Raw genomic sequence first — 17,888 nt, 5'->3', positions numbered from 1 at the left:
CGCGGCACGCCACGACTCTGCTCGTCGACACCGCCTCGGGAAGGGATCGACGGGATGGCCTGGTTCAGCCGCAGAGCGCAGTCCCGCTTGCCCGCGGACACGGCCCGCCGCCTCGAACTGCTGGGCCGCTTCGAATTCGACGCCCGCGGCTCGGGTGTCGACTCGGGCGAGATCTTCCCGACCTGCATCCAGCCGTTCCTCGGGTTCGCCGAGCAGGACCTGGCCGGGTTCGCCGCCGAACTCCGCGCCGCCGTCGCCGGCGATCGCACCGGGTTCGCGACCTACGGGGCGTCCTGCCTCATCTTCGAACTGGCCGGGCCGGACGTCCGCGACCCGGACGCCCTCGCCCTGCTGGACGCCGCCATCGAAGTCAAACGGGCCCGGCACCTGCCCCAGATCATGCTGAAGGGCTACGAGCTGTTCCGGTGGAACGAAGTGCACGGCGTCGGGACCTGGCCGGACAGCGGCGCTCAGCCGCCGGTGTAGGCGAACGCCGCCCAGAAGACCGGGTGCGCGAAGGGCCGCGGTCCGTCGTCCGGCGGCCGCAGGCCCGGGGCGAGCGCGACCAGGTCCGCCGGGGTGGCGTCCCTCAGCCACCGCTGCGCCGTGGTGAGCGCGACGGCCGGGTGCACTTCCCCGCGGCGCCACTCGCGGTGGAACCGCACCATCAGGTAGGCGGTGGCCCGGTCGTTCACCGGCCAGGACGCCGCGATCACGCCGGCGAACCCCAGCTGCAGCAAGGCCGACGGCAGGCCGATCGTTTCGTTCGGCAGGTCCGTCCCCGTCGTGTGCATGTCGCACGCCGAGACGATGGCGAGCCTGCGGGGTGCGAAGGGAAAGCGGTCACGCAGGTCGTTGATCGTCACCTGGCGGTCGGCGAAGGCGAGCCGGCTTTCCATGATCGCGTGCGGTTCGGCGTGCCCGTGGCACGCGATGTGCCAGACGTCGTGGTCCGGGGCCACCCGGGCGAATTCCGCCCAGGTGGCCCCGGACCGGGTGGTGCACCCGCCGGGCCGGACGGCGGCCACCGCGGCTGCTTCACCGGCTGCGTGGGTCAGGTGCGCCAGGCCTGGCGCGTCCGGGACGTCGACGACCAGGAGCGTCGCCGGCTCGGCCGCCAGCGCCGCGTAGCGGGCGCCGCACCAGCGCAGGGTGCGGGCGTTGGGCGCGTACCGCACCGGGGACACCGGAATGGGTGCGGAGCGGTCGCATGCAGGGGCAGCAGCGTCATCACACCGACGGGGACCAGCGTGACGATCGGGCCGTGCGCGTAGAACGCCAGGAGGTCACGCAGCCCGGACGCCCACAGCCGGTCGAGGTCCCGCTTGAGGCGCAGGGCGCGCCGGGCGAAGTACCCGGCCTGGTCGCGGAGCCAGGCTTCGACCGCGCCCCGGGCGAGCTCCGGCAGCCAGACGCACTGCGGGTCGTGCTGCGCCGCGACGACCATGGCGTAGCCGCTCGCCCGGGCGGCCGCGACGTACACGATCGCGCCGTCCCCGGTCGCGGCGGTGACGTCGGCGTACTCCACCGCGGGCTGGGCCGGGTCGGCCCCGATGACGTCGGCGATCTCCCGGGTGACGGTCCGGAACTCCGTCCACGCGCGGTGGCCGGTACCGCCCGGTGCCCGCTCGTGGGCGTCCACCTCCGCGAGCGCCTGCCGGTAGCGGTCCAGCAGGTCGCCGCGGCCGGCTTCGTGCAGCGCCTCGGCCATCCGCGGGTCGTCGCGTTCGACCAGCGTGCTCAGCGCGACCGCCCGCCCGGTCTCCAGCGCCACCGCGGCGTCGCGGAAGCGGCCGGCCCTGGCCAGCCAGTACCCCGCCTCCTCGGTGTGTTCCCGCAGGGCGGTGAGCACCCGCGTTCTCGCTTCCGGGCGGTAGCGGACCCGGATGGCGTCCGGGATCAGCGACACCAGGTGGTGGTAGGCCTCCGCGGCGGGTTCGATTTCGTTGGTCCCGAGCGCCCAGCGCACCCACGCCGTGGCCAGGCGCAGCCGGGCCGCGACCGGCGCCCGTTCGCCGTGGCCCACCGCGGTCCGCCACGCCCGCGCCCGCCGGCCGAGATCGCCGCGGCCGGTCAGGACGGCCAGCGCGGACTCGGCTTCCTGCGCGACCAGGCCGGCATCCGGGCCGGACCGCCTGCCCAACGCACGGGCTTCCCGCAGCAGCGGAACCGCGTGCTCCACCGGGGTGTCCTGGTGCAACGCCTTTTCGACGAGCAGCCGGGCCAGCGGCAGATCGGCGGGAGTCCGCTTCACCCGGGCGGACTCCCGGCCACGGCGGCACTCGTCGATGCCGTCGTCCAGCCGGGCCGGGTCCAGCTGCACCAGCGTCCAGCCGCGCACGGCGTGCAGGTGGGACCGGATTTCGCCGCGGGCGCCGCCGGGCTCGGTCAACGCGGCGCCGGCTTCGGTGACGGCCTCCTCGAGCCGTCCGGCGATGAGGTGGGCCCGGGCGCGCAGCAGGCGCGCGAGCGGGGAAGCGGCCGGGAGCCGCTCCGCCGCGGCGAACAGCGGCGCGGGATCGTCGTGGGCCTCGGCCACCGTGAGGGCCGCGTCGGCCAGCACGCCGGCCGCCCGGGCGTCGCCGCTCGCGGTCACCAGCGCCGCCATGTCGTCGAGCGCCGCGGCCAGTGCCTCCGGCTTCGTCCCGGCTTTCGCGGCGGCGACGACGGTGGCCGCGTGCTGCAGCCGGGTCCGGACTTGCGGCGCGGGTGCCGGATCGGCGTCCGCACCGGTCCCCACCGCGGGCGGTACCCACTCGGGCGCTGCGGGGCGGGTCGCACCGTGCATCGCGGCCCGCAGCCGCATCGCCTCCCGGTAGGTGTTTTCCAGGTCCATCGTCAGGTAGTCCGATGCGCGCAGCAGGTCGCCGATCTTCGTCATCGCCGCGGTGACGCCGGCCTCTTCCGGATGGCCGACCGAGCGCGGGTCACCGAGGAAAACGAGACAGGTGTGGAAGAACAGCCGCGCCTGGCTCCGGCCGTCGTTGTGCTCCAGGTCCTTTTCGGACAGATCGCGGACGTCTTCGAAGTAGGCGAGGACTTCGTGAGCGGCCGCCGTGAGTTCACCGGCGTCGACCGCCAGCCCGACCATCCGGAACCGCGCCGCGGACAGGTTCCAGCCGGGGTCGTCCGCCCGCAACCGGGCGGCGGTGGCTCGAAGCTCCTCCCGCACCGCCTGCGCGCCGGGGCGGTCGCCGTTGCGGAAAGCCGTTTCGTAGCGCCAAACGAGCAGATCGAGGGTGGCGATCTCCCGTTCGTTCTTCTCGGCGGAGGTGGCCAGGCTGCGCAGCTCGTACCCCCGGGCTTCGTGTTCCCACGGCTCGGCGAAAACCGGGTCGGCCGGGTGCCCGCAGCCCGGGCACCCGAACGGCCACCGGCGCGGGATTTCCCGGCCGCCTTGGTGACAGCCGTCGGCGTGGCACCGCCAGCCGACGATCCGCGCTCCGGCCGGTGCCTGGTAACCGAATGACGTCCTGGGTGCCTTTCTTCCCCACATCGAACGCCTCCGCTGATCGGGTGAAGCCGGCTGCCGGTTGCCCGCCGCCGTAACACCGGGCGGCAGCCGTCGACTCTAGCGGGCACAAACCCCCGCGGGGCGCACGCTCTCGCAAAATCCTGTTGCAGAAGGGGAACACAGCATGGGAACGGCATTCGCGCTCAGTTATCTCGTGGGAATGTTCGCGTCGGTCATCGTGGGCCGGTCGCGCGCCGGGATCAGCCAGCGGGGCCGGCTGTCGTTGTTCACGATTTTCGGGAGCCTGCCGTGGTTCCTGACCCAGATGGCTTCGATGGTCGTGTGGCCGGCGTTCCTGGGCGTGTGGCTCGCCCGCGGCCGTCCCGAAAGCCCGTGGCAGGCGCTGACGACCGGCGGCGGATCACTGCTGGTCCGCCGCCGGACCGACCGCTAGGTGCTGCGGGTCGGGTGACGGCCGACGGTTCGGCGGGGGATCACCATCCCGCCGGCGGCGCGTCACGAGAACCGTTCCCATGCCGATTGCCGGCGCATCCCGAGCGAGGCGCCGACCCGGTCCCACGAGATGCCGCGTCGCCGAGCCTCGCCGACCCACGCCCGCAGATCGTCGTCGACCTGGTGGCGGATCGCCTCGATGCGGGGTAGCTGAGCCAGCAACGCCTCGTCGTCGATGCCCACCCAGATCGGGGTGGCTCGCGTCAGGCCGGCCGGCTTGTTGGCCACGGTCTCGGCGCACAGGGACACGCACTCGTTGCAGATGTAGACACCGGGGCCGGCCACGAGCGTGTCGACGCTCTCGGCTGATCGCCTGCAGAAGGAGCAGCGGTTCACGATCGGCACCTTTCGTCAGGGAGAACCTGACATCAAGGTAGACCGTCAGGGCGATCCTGACAAGGGAGCGTCGACAACCTCTGACCCGAACAGCGAGCCTCCGTCCACAAAGGCCGGTGGACGGAGGCCGGCGATCAGGGCTCGGTGCCCCAGCTGAGCGTTCCCGACTGGTAGGCGGTGGCGGTGGCGAGGTCCGTGAACGCCGCCGCCGTGCGGTAGCTGTAGTCGTCCGCCTGGTTGAACGCCGACCAGTCGGCCTTGGCCACGCGCACCTGCACTTCTCCGGTGCTCCCACCCGCCGCCAGGGTGCCGCCGGTGAAGCCGAGTTCGACGTACGCGTCGGCTCCCGGGCGCGGGGTGCTGAGCTTCACCACGCGCAAGGTGACGTTCGCGCAGCCCGCAACCGCGTAGTCGCACCAGATCTGGTAACTCGGGTTGGTGGCGTCTCCGGTGAACCAGTAGCGGGCGGTGACGCCGGTCAGGGCGAGGGACGTGCTGCCCCGGTTGACGACCTGCAGGCTGGTGCGGATCTGGCTGCCTGCCGCGTCACTGCCGCCGCGTTGCTGGACCGCCAGCGAGCCGGTGCCCGGGTTGCCGCCGCTGGTCGTGGTGGTGACCGAAACCGGGCTGCTGGCCGGGGACCGGTTGCCGGCGGCGTCCCGCGCGCGCACCGAGAACGTGTACGCCGTGCCCGGCGTGAGGCCGGTGACCTGGTAGCTGGTCGCCGTGCTGCTGCCGACCACCGTCCCGGCGGAGTTCAGCACGTCGTACCCGGCGACGCCGACGTCGTCGGTGGCGGCGGTCCAGGTGAGACCGACGCTCGTGCTGCCGGCGGTCGCGGTGACCCCGGTGGGCGCCGACGGCGGGGTCGTGTCCGCTGTGGACGGTTCCGGTTCGCTGCCCCACAGCACCGCGCCACCCAGGGCGAGCACCAGCTGCGGGTCGTTGGCCGGCGCGCTCCCGCTGGGGGCGAGACCGGTGTGCGACCAGTCGTTGGCGGGGTCCCAGGTGCCGGTGCTGCTGATCCGGAACTGCACCTCCTTGCGGTAGCGGGACTGCCCGCCGGGTGCGACGCCGCCGGAGCACGGGACGTCGACGTAGTACACCGCGCCGGAGAACTGGTGCACGGTCGGCGCGTCGCACTGGTTGTACGCCGACGTGACCGAGATCTGGCTCGGCGTCGTGCCGCCGTCGAGCGTGAAGTAGTACCGCAGCGAGCCGGTGAACGTCCGGGCCGGCCACGCCGACTTGTTGAGGACGTACGCCTTGACCTCGGTGAACGTGCCGCCGTCGGGCTGGTTGAGCGCGCCTTGGGCCAGGATTTCCGGGCCGTCCGGGGTTTCCTTGGGCGGGAAGGCGGCCAGCGGGGCGCCGCCGTACTCGCCGTAGAGGCGGGCCAGCGCGCTGGTGAAACCGGCGTTGTAGTCGAGGGCCACCTCGTTCATCGTGTAGTTGGTGCGGTCGTCGGTGTAGGCGTCGTTGGGCGAGCTGGGGCCGCCGACGAGCGCGCCGTAGAGGATGTGCCGGCTCTGCGCCGGCTCGTTGATGTTGTCGGCCCAGGACCCGTGCGCGGTGCGGTGGTGCGGGTTGCGCGGCGGGTTGACGCCGAACCCGACCTCGAAGCTCGCGCCGCGCGGGTTGTCGCCGAGGGCGTAGTCGATCTGCCGCACGCCGAAGTCGTGGTAGGTGGTGGCGCGGGTGGGATCGCCGCTGCGCAGCCAATCCGAGTAGGTGAGGGCCACGAAGGCGGTGTTCGCCGCGTACCGCAGCGAGCCCCACTGGTCGAGCACGGCCTGACCGCCGGGGGAGTAGGGCACGTGCTGGCCGTTGACGCCGGTGGTCCACCAGTCCAGCCAGCGGTTGGCGTCGGCGACGTACTCGGGGTCGCCGGTGAGCTGGGCGAGCAGGACGTAGGCGCCGTAGGACTTGTCGTCCCAGGCCAGCGTCCAGCGGTAGGAGCGGGTGGTGGTCTGCGGTTCGGTGGACAGCTTCTCGTACTCGGCGCGCGCCTTCGTCAGGTAGCTGCTGTCGCCGGTGGCCTTGTAGAGCCAGATCGCGCCCCACACGAGCTCGTCCTGGTAGCCGCTCCAGGACTTGTAGAAGTTCTGGGCGTCGGTGATGCAGTTGGAGTAGACGCCGCGGTGGTTGTCGGCGAACGAGTACAGCTGCTTGGCGTGGGTGAGCAGGGTCGCCGCGTAGGTGGCGTCGCTGCCCTGGAACACCATCGAGCTCGCGGCCATCTGCGCGGCGGCTTCGCCGGCGAGGTCCGAGCCGGGGCAGGAGTCGTCCATGCGGTACGCGGGCCGCGCCATGGTCATCGTCTCGGCGGGGCCCCACCACTTGTGGTCGTCGTCGCCCTTGCCGACCTGGCCGTAGAGCACGTCGGGCTGCGGGTGCGCCTTGATCAGCCAGTCGTCGCCCCAGCGCAGGTTCGACAGCAGCGACGCCCACTGGCCGGAGCTCTGGTACGCGGCCCGGTTCTCCAGCGCGCCCCAGGCGAGCATGGTCATGCTGGACTCGAACGGCAGCCCGAACTTGACGTGGTCACCGGCGTCGTAGAACCCGCCGGTGAGGTCGAGCCCGACGTCCTTGCCGTCGTCGAGGGCGGACGGGCCGCGCCAGGAGACCCGGTTGCCGGCGGGCAGCGCCCCGGAGCGCTGGGCGTCGTAGAACCAGACGGCCTTCTGCAGCGCCTCACCGTAGTCGAACTTCCCCGCGGCGCCCGCGGGCGCTCCCGGAACCACCAGGCTCAAGCCGAGCACGAGCACCGCGACGACCGCCTGGGACAACGCCTTCAACGCTGAAGTGCGCACTCCGCCTCCTCGGTTCTGGGAGCGCTTCCAGAGTGGAAGAGTAAGAAGCCGGGTCGGCCGTGTAAAGGATTGGCGTCGCGGGTGAGCGGTTCGGCGGTATCCGACGCGGCTGTCCGGCGTAACGCGCGGGCCGGTGGGGGGCGTTGTTGCTGGGAGCGCTCTCAGTAGCGGCCGACGCACGAAAAAGGACGCCTCCGGTGCAAGCATCGAAGGCGTCCTCGGGATCGGGGCGGGCTCAGCCGCGCAGGGCGCTCCCGGCCTGCCAGGCGCTCCAGCTGATGGCCCAGTCGCCGTGGCCGTTGTTGATGGCCAGCTGCGGGCCGCCGGAGTTGGTGACCTCGACGACGTCGCCGACGTTGAAGTTGTCGAAGAACCACTTGGCGTTCTCGGTGTTCATGTTGAGGCAGCCGTTGGAGACGTTGTCGCTGCCCTGCACGCCGACCGTCTTCAGGTTCTCGTGCAGGTATTCGCCGTCGGCGGAGATGCGGACGTTCCAGTTCTCCGGCGCGCTGTAGTAGCCCGGGTCGCCCTCGCAGACGCCGTAGGTGCAGGAGTCCATGATCTTGTGCTCTTCCTTCCCCAGCACGGTGTGCGTGCCGTTGAAGGTCGGCGTCGGGCCGCGCGGCGGGGTGTCGGCGGTCTTGCCCATGCTGATCGGCGCGGTCTTCACCAGCTGTCCGTTGTGGAACGCCTTGATCTGGTGGGTCCGGCCGTCCGCCTTGGCGATCCAGGAGTCGTGCACCTTGTAGGTGGCGGAGACGTCCTGGCCGCCGTACACGCCACCCCCGATCGGCGTGCCGAAGGTCGTCGTCTCGAGCTTCACGGTCGAGCCGGCCTTCCAGTAGTCCTTGGGCCGGTAGTGCACTTCGCGCTTGCCGACCCAGTACCAGCCGCCGTCCTGGGCGGGCGAGGACGTCACCTTGAGCGACTTCTCCACGGTGGCCTTGTCGGCGATGTCGTGGTCGAACTTCAGCCCGAGGACCAGCCCGACCCCGAAGTCACCCGAGGCGGGCTGGAAGAGCGCGGGAGTGGCGACCCCGGCCGGCTTGATCGTGTGGACCTCGCCGCGCTGCTCGGAGGCCGCGCCGGCCTGGTTCACCGCGGTGGCGACGACCTGGTAGGTGGCGCCGTACCGGAGGTGGTCGCTGCTGGTCCAGGTGGTCTTGTCCGCCGAAAGCTCGCCCTTGACGCCGTTGCCGGTCTGCGGGTTGGTGACCGCGACGGCCTGCAGGGTGCCACCCGACGCCTTGACGACGATCGGGTCCTTCGGGCTCAGCTGCTCCTGCGCACCGGGCACGAAGGCCACGGTCGCGGCGGGCACGCCGGGCACACTGGTCGTCCCGGTGGCACCGGCCACCCCGGCGGCTTGCGCGGTCCCCGCCGTTTCGGACGGCCCGCTGCACGCGGCCAGCACCAAGACGACCAACCCGAGCCCGGCTGTACGGATCACTCTCACGCTCCTCAGACGTCCCAGGTGGCCCGAAGTTGTGTAACGATCCGATCTCCCGCAGCACCCGGTCGAACCCGGGAACCGTTGCCGTGACGGCGTTCCCGGACGACCACAGTGGACTGCCGGAGCCCCATGCCGAAATCCCCAGACCGATGTGGAGGCCAACCCTACCGGAGGACGTCGTCCGGCCGGATCGGGGGTGCCGGTGGCGGCGGGTTGCGCTGGGTGTGACATTCGCTGCGCAGCGTCACAACCCGCTGGTGGTTCCACCGGTGAGCCCGGCTCCGCCACGAGCTTCTGCCGGCATGATCAAGTGCGGCCGCTGTATTAGGCTGCTGCTGTGCGCATGGCTCGGATCGTGACGATCCTCCTGGTCGGCGCCGGTCTGATCACCTACTCGGGCTGGCTGCTCGAGTTCGTCGTGCCGACGGGTGTGTCCCCGGTGGCGGACCCGGTGGACGCGCTGCTGGCCGGCCCGCCGGTGTTCCGGATCATGCGCGCGGTCTCGGGAGCCGCCTTCCTGCTGGCCGGGCCGCCGCTGCGCCGGATCGCCCCCGTGCAGTGGCAGTCGTGGCTCGGCGCGATGTCCGTGAGCGCGTTCGGCGCGCTCGTGCTCGCCGACGCCGTCCTCCCCGGCAACGCCGTGCTCCCGCTGCTGCAGAACGCCGTTTTCGTGGTCGGCGCGGCCAGCCTGGTGCTGTGGTGGCCGCCGGGCTGGCGCCGGATCGCCGTCATCGGACTGGCCGTGGTGCTGGCCACCTGGCTGGCCGTGCTCGTGGCGGGCATGGTGGGCGAGCTGGAGGGCGTCTTCACGCGGCTGCAGCTGCTCGTGCGAGTGGCACTGCTCGGCGCAGGCGCGGGTTATGTGCTTCTCACCTCGGGGTCGCGACCGAGCAGATTCAGGCTGCGGGCGGCCGAACAATAGTCCTCGCGCTCGTGCGATGCGCTGTACGGCAGTTTGAGTTTCACCCATTCAGCCCAAACGGCTATATCGCTGTCGTGGCGCGAAGCCCGGTACCACCACAAACGCGCGTAGTCGACCCATTACGAAGGGTAATTCGCGCCCTTTGCCCAGCGGGCCGACGGGATCCTGATCTCACCCCCACCTGGTCGTCCATGGTAAAAAACGGACCCTGATGTGATCCGTGGCAACCACGAGGGGCGAGACGAGCAACTGTTGTGCCTCACCCGTTGTGTCGTTCCTCGGCCGTGTCCCGACTCTTCGCCGACTGTGACTCAGGAGCTTGTGAACCGCCGTGCAGAGCAAAGACACCCCGGACGAGTCGGACAAACCATACGACAAGTCAATCCGCAACCGGCTGACCAGGACCGTTCTGATTCCCAGCGTGACGCTGCTGGTGCTGTGGACCGCCGTCGCTTCGTACTTCCTCCTCAACGGCGTGTACGTGCGGCTGGTCGCCGCGTCCGTGCGCGAGGTGTCGATCCCCGCGGTCACCGCGCTGGCGTCGCTCCAGCAGGAGCGGCAGCTGGCCCTGCAGTACCTGGACAACCCGGCGCTCGGCCCGTCGCGGCTGCAGGACCAGCAGAAGGCCACCGATGAGAAGCTCGGTGCGCTGAAGGAGGCGTTCGCCTCGACGATCTCCAACGCGCCCGACGAGATCGCGAGCAAGGTCAACGCGCTCAAGTCCCAGTTCGACCAGTTGCCGGTACTGCGCTCGCAGGTCAGCTTCCGCAGCATCGACCGCGGCCAGGTCAACCGCTACTACAACGGTGTGTTCGACACGGCGTCGAACCTGTTCGACACCCAGGCCCGGATCGTGCCGGACGCCTCCGCGGTGCCGGGCGCCATCTCGGCGACGTCGGTGTTCCGCGCCGGCGACATGATGTCCCGGGAAACGTCGCTGGTGTCGACCGCGTTCGCGGCCGGGACCTTCGCACCCGACGACTTCGTCCAGTTCACCCAGCTGTCCGGCTTCTACAAGACGCAGCTGACCCAGATCGCGCCGTTCCTCGAGCCCGACGTCCGGGACCGCTACCAGAAGCTGGTCAACAGCGCCGCTTGGCGTCAGCTGCTGAACCAGGAGGACGCGCTGGTCAAGCACGGCCCGTGGTCGAGCGGCGAGCAGAACTCCGTACCGGTCGACGCGGCGGACTGGGCCAGCGCGACCAGCCAGGTCTCCACCGGCCTGACCGACTTGACGATCACGCAGGCGGACAAGGTTTCGGCCGCCGCGATCGACTCCGGTGACGCCCAGCTGCGCAACGTGATCATCGGCAGCATCGTGGCCCTGCTGGCGTCGCTGGCGGCGATCATCGTGGCGGTGCGGGTGTCCCGCTCGCTCGTCGACCGCGCGCTGATGACGCGGCTGGCGCGGCTGCGCAACGACTCCCTCGACCTCGCCCGCAACCGGCTGCCCGGCATCGTGGACCGGCTGAAGAACGGCGAACCCGTCGACCTGAAGGAAGAGCTGCCGCAGCTGGACCACGGCCGCGACGAGATCGGGCAGGTGGCCGAGGCGTTCAACGTCGCCCAGCTGACCGCGGTCAACGCGGCGGCCAGCGAGGCCAAGGCCCGCAGCGGTGTGCACAACGTGTTCCTCGGCATCGCCCACCGCAACCAGGTTCTGGTCCACCAGCAGCTGCAGATCCTCGACGAGATGGAAGCGCGCGAGGACGACTCGACGCAGCTGGCGTCGCTGTTCCAGCTCGACCACCTCGCCGCCCGCGCCCGCCGCACCACCGAGAACCTGATCATCCTCGGCGGCAAGCAGCCCGGCCGCCGCTGGCGCAAGCCGGTGCCGCTGATGGAGGTCCTGCGCGCGGCCGTCTCGGAAACCGAGCAGTACGCGCGGGTCCAGGTCGAGCAGGTGCCCGACGTCGCGATCAAGGGCGCCGCGGTGGCCGACACGATCCACCTGGTCGCCGAGCTCGTCGACAACGCGACGTCGTTCTCCCCGCCCGGCTCGCCGGTCGAGGTGACCAGCCGGATGGTCGCGCGCGGTGTCGTCGTCGACGTGTCCGACCAGGGGCTCGGCATGAAGGACGCCGTCCGCGACTGGGCGAACGCGATGATGGCCGAAGCGCCCGAGTTCGACGCGATGGCGCTGCGGGCCGACTCCAGCCTCGGCCTCTTCGTGGTCGCGCGCCTGGCCGCCCGGCTCGGCATCACCGTCACGTTCGACCCGTCCCGCTACGGCGGCCTGCGCGCCACCGTGCTCATCCCGACCCAGCACCTGGCCGGCGAGGACGCCGACCACGTCGGCACCGGGTCCACGCCGGCGGAGGACACCGCGATCCTCGCGCCGGTGGGCGCTCCCGCGCCGCTCGCAGCAGAAAGCCCGCTCCGCGCGATGGACACCCAGAACTCCTTCAGCGGCCAGATCCCGATGCGGCGAGACGCCAAACCGAGGCCGTACCCGGCACGCGCCCTCACCCCGCCCGACGCCCTGCCCAACGTGCCGGCCGCCGCGCCGGAGCCGGCGGTCGTCACCCCGGCCACGGAGGTGCGGCCGACCGACGACCGGCCCCGGCTGCCCCGGCGCGAACCCCAGCAGAACCTCGTCGCCCAGCTCGAGAACGAACCCGACGACAGCGCCGACGACGTCGTGGCGCCGGGCGAAGGCACCGCGCGCACGCTCGCCGCGTTCCACAAGGGCACCCGCCGCGGGCGCGGCGGGCCGGACGACGACTCGTAATCCCCGGCCACACAACGGAAGTCCACACAGGAAGTCAGGGTCTGAAGTCGAATGAACGAGTACGGGAGCCCCAAACCCGATCTCAACTGGCTGCTCGACGACATGGTCAACCGCGTGGTCGGCGCGCAGAACGCCATCGTGCTGTCCGCCGACGGGCTGCTCATCGGCAAGTCGGCCGGGATGAGCAAGGACGACTCGGACCAGCTTTCGGCCATCGCCTCCAGCTTGCAGAGCCTCGCCAAGGGGGTGAGCAAGCAGTTCAACCGCGGTCCGGTGCTGCAGAACATGATCGAGATGGAGCGCGGTTACCTGTTCGTCTCCGCGGCGGGCCAGGGTGCGTGCCTCGCCGTGCTGGCCGCGGACAACGTCGACGTGGAAATGATCGCCTACGAGATGAGCCGGCTCGTCAAGCGCGTCGGTGACTACATGGCGTCCGCGCCGCGTGAAGCGGCGTCGGTGCTGCGGGAGGCCACATGAGTTCCGAGGACGGCTGGTACGACGAGGCCGCCGGGCCGCTGGTCCGGCCCTACACGATCACCAGCGGCCGGACGCCGGCCGGCACCGCGCGGCTGGACCTGTCCACGCAGGTGATGACGCTGCGGTCGGAGCAGGAGCCGGCCGGGCTCGGCCCGGAGCACGTGGCGATCGTGCAGCTGTGCCGCCACCCGGTGTCGATCGCCGAGATCGCCGTGTACGTCAAGATCCCGCTGGGGGTCGTGCGGGTGCTCGTCGGCGACCTCATCGAACGCGGCCTCGTCATCACGCGCTCCCCTGCCCACAACCCGGCGCAGTCGCCGGACCTCGAAACACTCCAGGCGGTTCTCGATGGCCTCATCAAGTACTGACGGCACGGGGGCGGACATGGTCCCCACGCCGGTCAAGATCATCGTCGCGGGCGGTTTCGGCGCCGGGAAGACCACGATGGTCGGCTCGGTCAGCGAGATCCCGCCGCTGACCACCGAAGAGGTGCTCACCGAGGCGAGCGCCGGTGTCGACGACCTGTCCGGCGTGGAACGGAAGACGACCACGACGGTCGCGCTGGACTTCGGCCGGATCACCATCTCGCCGCGGCACGTGCTCTACCTGTTCGGGACGCCGGGCCAGGCGCGGTTCTGGTTCATGTGGGACGACTTGGCCCGCGGCGCGATCGGGACGGTCGTGCTGGTCGACACCCGGCGGCTGGAGACCAGCTTCGCCGCGATCGACTTCTTCGAACGCCGGAAGATCCCGTTCATCGTCGCGGTGAACTGCTTCGACAACGCCCCGCGCTACACCGCCGACGAGATCCGGGAAGCGCTGGTGGTCCCGGACCGCGTGCCGATCGTCATGTGCGACGCACGCGACCGGGACTCGGCCAAGCTGGCGCTGATCCGGCTCGTCAAGCACGCGATGACGGTGGTGCCGGCGCGGGTCTGACCCGGAGTCCGGCGTGTCCTGTGCGACGGGACACGCCGGGTTCAGGCCGGTGCCATCCGGAGGTTGAAGTGCCGCAGCGTCGCGGGTGCGTCGACGATCCGGTAGCCGGGCACGCGTCCCGGGTCCTTCGCGATCTCGGCGAGCACCTCCGCCACGTAGTCGTAGTGACCCTGCGTGTAGACGCGGCGGGGCAACGCCATCCGGACCAGCTCGAACGGCGCGGGCGTCACGAGCTCGTTGTGCTCGTCGAGCGTCCCGAGGTAGAGCGAGCCGAGTTCGACGCAGCGGATCCCGCCCGCCAGGTAGAGCTCGCAGGCCAGCGCGTGCCCGGGGAACCGGCCGGCCGGCAGGTGCGGCAGCAGCCGGCCGGCGTTGAGGTAGAGCGCGTGGATGCCCGGCGGCTGCACGATGTCGACCCCGGCGTCGTTGGCCTGCTGGGCCAGGCGCTCGGCCTCGGCGGCCCGGGCGCCGAGGTAGTTCGGGTCGAGGACTTCCTGCAGGCCCCGGGCGACGCGGTCGAGGTCGTGCGCGCCGAGGCCGCCGTAGGTGCGGAACCCTTCGGTGGCGATCAGGTTCGTCTCGCACCGCTGCGCGAGTTCGGCGTCCCTCAGCCCGATGAACGCTCCCATCGGGGAAATGCCGTCCTTCTTCAGGCTGGCGACGCAGCCGTCGACGAGCCCGAACGCCTCCTCGGCGACCTCGCGGGGGGTCTTGTCCCGGTAACCGCTTTCCCGCTGGATGACGAGCCAGGCGTTTTCGGCGAACCGGGCGGCGTCGAGGAAGATGGGCACCCCGTGCTTCCGGCACAGCCGGCTGGCCGCGGCGAGATTGGCCATCGACACCGGTTGCCCGCCGCCGCCGTTGTTGGTGATGGTGATCAGCACCATGCCGACGCGGTCCGCTTCCGGACCGGTCAGCAATTGCTCCACGGCGGCCAGGTCGATGTTGCCCTTGAACGGTTCGCGGCTGTCCAGGTCGTCGAACTCGGCGCAGGGCAGGTCCCGCGCCTCGGCGCCGAGCAGTTCGACGTTCGCTCGCGTGGTGTCGAAATGGGTGTTGCTCAGCGACAGCTCGCCGGGGGAGAGCACGCTGGAAAACAGCACACGTTCAGCGGCCCGGCCCTGGTGCACGGGCAGGATGTGCGGGTAGTGCGTCAGCTCGGAAAGGGCGCTCCGGAAGCGGAAGAACGAGTCGGAACCGGCGTAGGAGCGGTCCGCCGCGACCGCGGCCGCTTCCTGGGCGGTGGACACCGCACCGGTGCCGGAGTCGGTGAGCAGGTCGATGGTGACCACGTTCGCGGGCAGGTTGAAGGCGTTGTAGCCCGCGGCGGCGAGCGCCCGCTCGCGTTGCGGTCGCGTGGTGATCGGGATCTCGGCGACGACCTGCGCTCGGTACGGCGGGAAATTCGGCATGGCTGTTTTCCTCTGCTTTCGTCGGCCGGAAAGGGGTACGCGGGTGTCAGTGCGGAATGCCGAGCACCGGACGGCGGCGGGCGGGCATGACCCGGTAGGCCTCCGAAGACAGGTACACCGTGATTCCCGAGCCGAACTGCCCCAAGCGCAGTGAAACGTGTGAAATCAGGCCGACGCCGTCCCGCAGTGTGCGGCCGGAAATGGCGGCGATCGCTTCGTCGAGCTTTGCGCCGTCGAAGTCGTATTGAGCCAGAATGGCGTGCACCCGCGCCCGCGCGACACCGTCGTCGGGGACGTAGCTGCGAATGGGGAAATAAAGGCTGTAATTGCTCGGATGATCCCGGTCGCCTTCGACGAAGGAGTAGCTCGAGATCAGCGGCCGATCCCGGAAGGGACCTTTTCCGCCGCCGAGGAACGCGCAGAATTCGCGGATCTGCAGCGGGTCGATGCCCGGCACGAGTTCGGCGGCGCGTTCGACGTCGGAGCACTCCGCGGCCTCGTGCGCCACGTACACCTTCACGCGTGACAGCGGGCCTCGGTCGAGGTCGAGCGCGAAGAACGCGAAGCTGTCCTGCTCGGGCCGGCGGAGGGCGTGCTCGTTCACCGGCGCGAACGCACCCGGGATGCGCAGCCGGCGGAATCCCTCGCTGACCAGGGAGGCGGCCCGGTCCGGTCCGCTGATCTGCGGGTTGAGGTAGAGCTTGATCTTCGGGTCGCGGCCGGCGCGGAAGATCAGCGAGTGCCACAGCGTGAAGGGTCCTTGACGCTCTCCCGGTGGGAGGAAGAGGTCGCCCAGGGTGTCCAGCCGGGTGGTGTCGAGGTCGTACTCGTCGGCGACCGCGTCGATGAAGTCCCGCGGAGTCGGCGTCCCGATGCTCTCGCCGAGCACGCGGATCGCGCATTCGCCGGTCGTGTCGAAGGCGATCGAGAATTCGATCGGGGTTGTGTCGTCGGCCACATTCGACGGGGACAGTGGCGGATCGGCGAGACTGCGCGCGCCACCGGGGCCGAGTAACTGGCGAAGCAGTTTGCGTGGCCGCGGATCGTTACTGTCGAAACCGATAGCCTCGCACAGTCTGTCGAGTTGCCCGCCGGTGTGTTCGTAGAGTGACAAAGTGGCCATCGACACACTTGCTCCGACCATGGTTCTGTCGTTCACCGTTTCGTTCGTGCTATAGCCCTTCCGGCCGCCTCCATCGGAGGCGCGATATTACGGGCTGTTGATCAGATTAATCCGAAAATTCTGAGGGCGCTACCCCTATCGGGGCGATAGCGCTCCGGAGATACTGTCTCTGAGTGTACTCATCGCCCGTCAAGTTCACCTGAACACCGCCTGGACAGCAGGGGAAAGCGCAGCTATCGGACCGGCGGTCCTGTTGGCTTTGTGTGGCCAGGGCCCTGCGTCCGATCGGACCTGTCGACGAGCCCGTGCGGGTGGTCTGGACCGAGGTGTGGACGGCGCACCGGCGAGCGACTGGTGAGCGTCCGCGGGTGCGGCGCAGAACGGCTCGGCACGTTGAGTAGCCGGTCGGGGTCCAGTCCGGCGTGGTGTTCACTGCGGACTCGAAGCCGTGTCCGCGGCGAGAAGACCAAGACAACGGCCGGACAAGTGCGGTCTCGTTCGACCTCGCTCATGACCGAAGCCCACCGGCGAGATCCTCGTGATCAAGGATGCTTGCCGATGGGCTTCGATTCGGTGGGGTGCGCCATCAGGGACTCGAACCCCGAACCCGCTGGTTAAGAGAACGCGTTTTGGGGTGTCGGGTGATGCCGAATGATGTCGGACAAGACCTTTTCGGCTGGTCAACGGCCATCACTTGTGTCGGACTACACCGCGTTCTGTCGACGGGTGCGAGACCTCTCGGGCACTTCTCGGGCACGTCCGTGCCGGATTCTGCCGCGCTGTTCGCGCAGGTCGTTCGTGGTCCGTGGTGTGAACGCCGCGGCGAGGTGGTTGTTGTGTTGAGCCCGAGCGAGGGGCGCGATCCGGTGCTGTCGGTGGTGACGCTGATCGTGGGGATCATCGTGGGTCTGACCTTTCTGTTCGGTTTCGGGAACGTGTTCATGTTGGCCCTCCGGTTGGGGGTGCCGGTTTGGGTGGCTCCGCTGGTGGCGCCTGCGGTGGATCTGTCGGTGGTCGGTCTGCTGATCGCCATTCGGTCCCTGTCGTTGCGGGGTGCTCCTGTTGAGGTGATCCGGCCGGCTCGGCGGCTGCTGTTGGCCTCGAGTGTGGTGACGTTGGCGTTGAACGTGGCTGAGCCGTTGATCGCTGGTGAGGTGGGGAAGGCGTTGTTCGATGCGGTGGGTCCGTTGTTGCTGATCGGCTGGTCGGAGGTCAGGCCGGTCCTGTTGCAGGCGTTGGCCGCCGTATCCGCTACAGGGCGTCCAGTCGGTGTGGCCCAGACGCAGACCGCTGGCTCGGACAGCACTTCGACCGAGCAGTCAGACGGTGTGTACGTCGACACCGAGTTGCTGGAGCGGGCGCGGTGTGAGGATCGGCGGCATCGTGAGTTGTATCAGCGTCCGGTCTCCGCGGAGAGTCTCCGGAAGGCGCTGGGCGTAGGAGCAGAGCGATCGCGAACTTTGGTGAAGCTGGTGCGGGCCGAGCGCCGTATCTCGACGTAGCAGCTGGGGTTAGTCGTTGGTCTCCCCTGTCGGGGAGCGCCCTTCAGGGCTGAAAATCGTGGTGCGGTCGCCCGTTGACGTCGTGTCTGCTTGGTTCGTTGAGGCCGTGGGTTAGTCGGGCGCTGGCAGCTGCGTAGTGGGCCGTTCACTGTTGCTTCGACCACGAGGATTAGATTCGCCGTTCCCTGTGGCTGCCACGGGCGATCGCCTGGT

Annotated in this window: 15 protein-coding genes; 8 read left to right on the top strand and 7 right to left on the bottom strand. The window is 70.1% G+C overall.

The window, feature by feature from the left end:
• Positions 1-54: 54 nt before the first annotated feature.
• Positions 55-486, top strand: coding sequence for a hypothetical protein (locus tag ACLJPY_RS46300; protein WP_410597366.1), 432 nt, complete (start codon positions 55-57; stop codon positions 484-486).
• Here ACLJPY_RS46300 and ACLJPY_RS46295 read toward each other — a convergent pair.
• Both ACLJPY_RS46295 and ACLJPY_RS46290 read right to left on the bottom strand, forming a co-directional pair.
• Positions 471-1,121 carry a CHAT domain-containing protein gene (locus ACLJPY_RS46295; RefSeq protein WP_410597411.1) on the bottom strand — a complete coding sequence of 217 codons (651 nt, stop codon included), beginning with the start codon at positions 1,119-1,121 and terminating at the stop codon, positions 471-473. The genes ACLJPY_RS46300 and ACLJPY_RS46295 overlap by 16 nt on opposite strands.
• Positions 1,055-3,496: a hypothetical protein gene (locus tag ACLJPY_RS46290; protein WP_410597365.1), complete on the bottom strand. Its 2,442-nt coding sequence runs from the start codon at positions 3,494-3,496 to the stop codon at positions 1,055-1,057. The genes ACLJPY_RS46295 and ACLJPY_RS46290 overlap by 67 nt, the downstream gene beginning before the upstream one ends.
• Before the next feature lie 142 nt (positions 3,497-3,638).
• Here ACLJPY_RS46290 and ACLJPY_RS46285 point away from each other — a divergent pair, with 142 nt between their 5' ends.
• The gene (locus tag ACLJPY_RS46285) at positions 3,639-3,908 is read left to right on the top strand and encodes a hypothetical protein (RefSeq protein WP_410597364.1); all 270 of its coding nucleotides are present in this window, start codon (positions 3,639-3,641) and stop codon (positions 3,906-3,908) included.
• A 62-nt stretch (positions 3,909-3,970) separates the two neighbouring features.
• Here ACLJPY_RS46285 and ACLJPY_RS46280 read toward each other — a convergent pair whose 3' ends face one another.
• The 3 genes from ACLJPY_RS46280 to ACLJPY_RS46270 form a co-directional block, all read right to left on the bottom strand.
• Positions 3,971-4,303, bottom strand: a complete 333-nt coding sequence (locus ACLJPY_RS46280) for a ClpX C4-type zinc finger protein (RefSeq protein WP_410597363.1) — start codon at positions 4,301-4,303, stop codon at positions 3,971-3,973.
• A gap of 134 nt (positions 4,304-4,437) precedes the next feature.
• Positions 4,438-7,116 carry a glycoside hydrolase family 9 protein gene (locus ACLJPY_RS46275; RefSeq protein ID WP_410597362.1) on the bottom strand — a complete coding sequence of 893 codons (2,679 nt, stop codon included), beginning with the start codon at positions 7,114-7,116 and terminating at the stop codon, positions 4,438-4,440.
• Between the two features lie 235 nt (positions 7,117-7,351).
• Positions 7,352-8,566, bottom strand: a complete 1,215-nt coding sequence (locus ACLJPY_RS46270; protein ID WP_410597361.1) for an Ig-like domain-containing protein — start codon at positions 8,564-8,566, stop codon at positions 7,352-7,354.
• A 346-nt stretch (positions 8,567-8,912) separates the two neighbouring features.
• Between ACLJPY_RS46270 and ACLJPY_RS46265 the strand changes: the two genes are divergently transcribed.
• From ACLJPY_RS46265 to ACLJPY_RS46245, 5 genes are all read left to right on the top strand, one after another.
• Positions 8,913-9,491, top strand: a complete 579-nt coding sequence (locus tag ACLJPY_RS46265) for a hypothetical protein (protein WP_410597410.1) — start codon at positions 8,913-8,915, stop codon at positions 9,489-9,491.
• Between the two features lie 331 nt (positions 9,492-9,822).
• A complete protein-coding gene (locus ACLJPY_RS46260) occupies positions 9,823-12,222 on the top strand; it encodes a nitrate- and nitrite sensing domain-containing protein (RefSeq protein ID WP_410597360.1) in 2,400 nt (799 codons plus the stop codon).
• A gap of 51 nt (positions 12,223-12,273) precedes the next feature.
• A complete protein-coding gene (locus ACLJPY_RS46255) occupies positions 12,274-12,699 on the top strand; it encodes a roadblock/LC7 domain-containing protein (RefSeq protein ID WP_013228184.1) in 426 nt (141 codons plus the stop codon).
• Positions 12,696-13,067, top strand: a complete 372-nt coding sequence (locus ACLJPY_RS46250) for a DUF742 domain-containing protein (protein WP_410597359.1) — start codon at positions 12,696-12,698, stop codon at positions 13,065-13,067. Before ACLJPY_RS46255 ends, ACLJPY_RS46250 begins: the two co-directional genes overlap by 4 nt.
• Before the next feature lie 16 nt (positions 13,068-13,083).
• A complete protein-coding gene (locus ACLJPY_RS46245) occupies positions 13,084-13,638 on the top strand; it encodes a GTP-binding protein (protein ID WP_410597358.1) in 555 nt (184 codons plus the stop codon).
• A gap of 41 nt (positions 13,639-13,679) precedes the next feature.
• Here ACLJPY_RS46245 and ACLJPY_RS46240 read toward each other — a convergent pair whose 3' ends face one another.
• Positions 13,680-15,050, bottom strand: a complete 1,371-nt coding sequence (locus ACLJPY_RS46240; RefSeq protein ID WP_410597357.1) for a tryptophanase — start codon at positions 15,048-15,050, stop codon at positions 13,680-13,682.
• 46 nt (positions 15,051-15,096) lie between these two features.
• Positions 15,097-16,209: a tryptophan dimethylallyltransferase family protein gene (locus tag ACLJPY_RS46235; protein ID WP_410597356.1), complete on the bottom strand. Its 1,113-nt coding sequence runs from the start codon at positions 16,207-16,209 to the stop codon at positions 15,097-15,099.
• A 608-nt stretch (positions 16,210-16,817) separates the two neighbouring features.
• On the opposite strand from ACLJPY_RS46235, the gene ACLJPY_RS46230 reads away from it, so the two are divergent.
• Positions 16,818-17,675 (top strand): hypothetical protein, encoded by an 858-nt coding sequence (locus ACLJPY_RS46230; protein ID WP_410597355.1) that lies wholly within the window; start codon positions 16,818-16,820, stop codon positions 17,673-17,675.
• The last annotated feature ends 213 nt before the right edge of the window (positions 17,676-17,888 follow it).

It is taken from the genome of Amycolatopsis sp. lyj-23 (assembly GCF_046549135.1).
Taxonomy (GTDB): Bacteria; Actinomycetota; Actinomycetes; order Mycobacteriales; family Pseudonocardiaceae; genus Amycolatopsis.
Note: the sequence above shows the minus strand (reverse complement) of the source record. Positions and strands in the feature narration are given on the sequence as shown.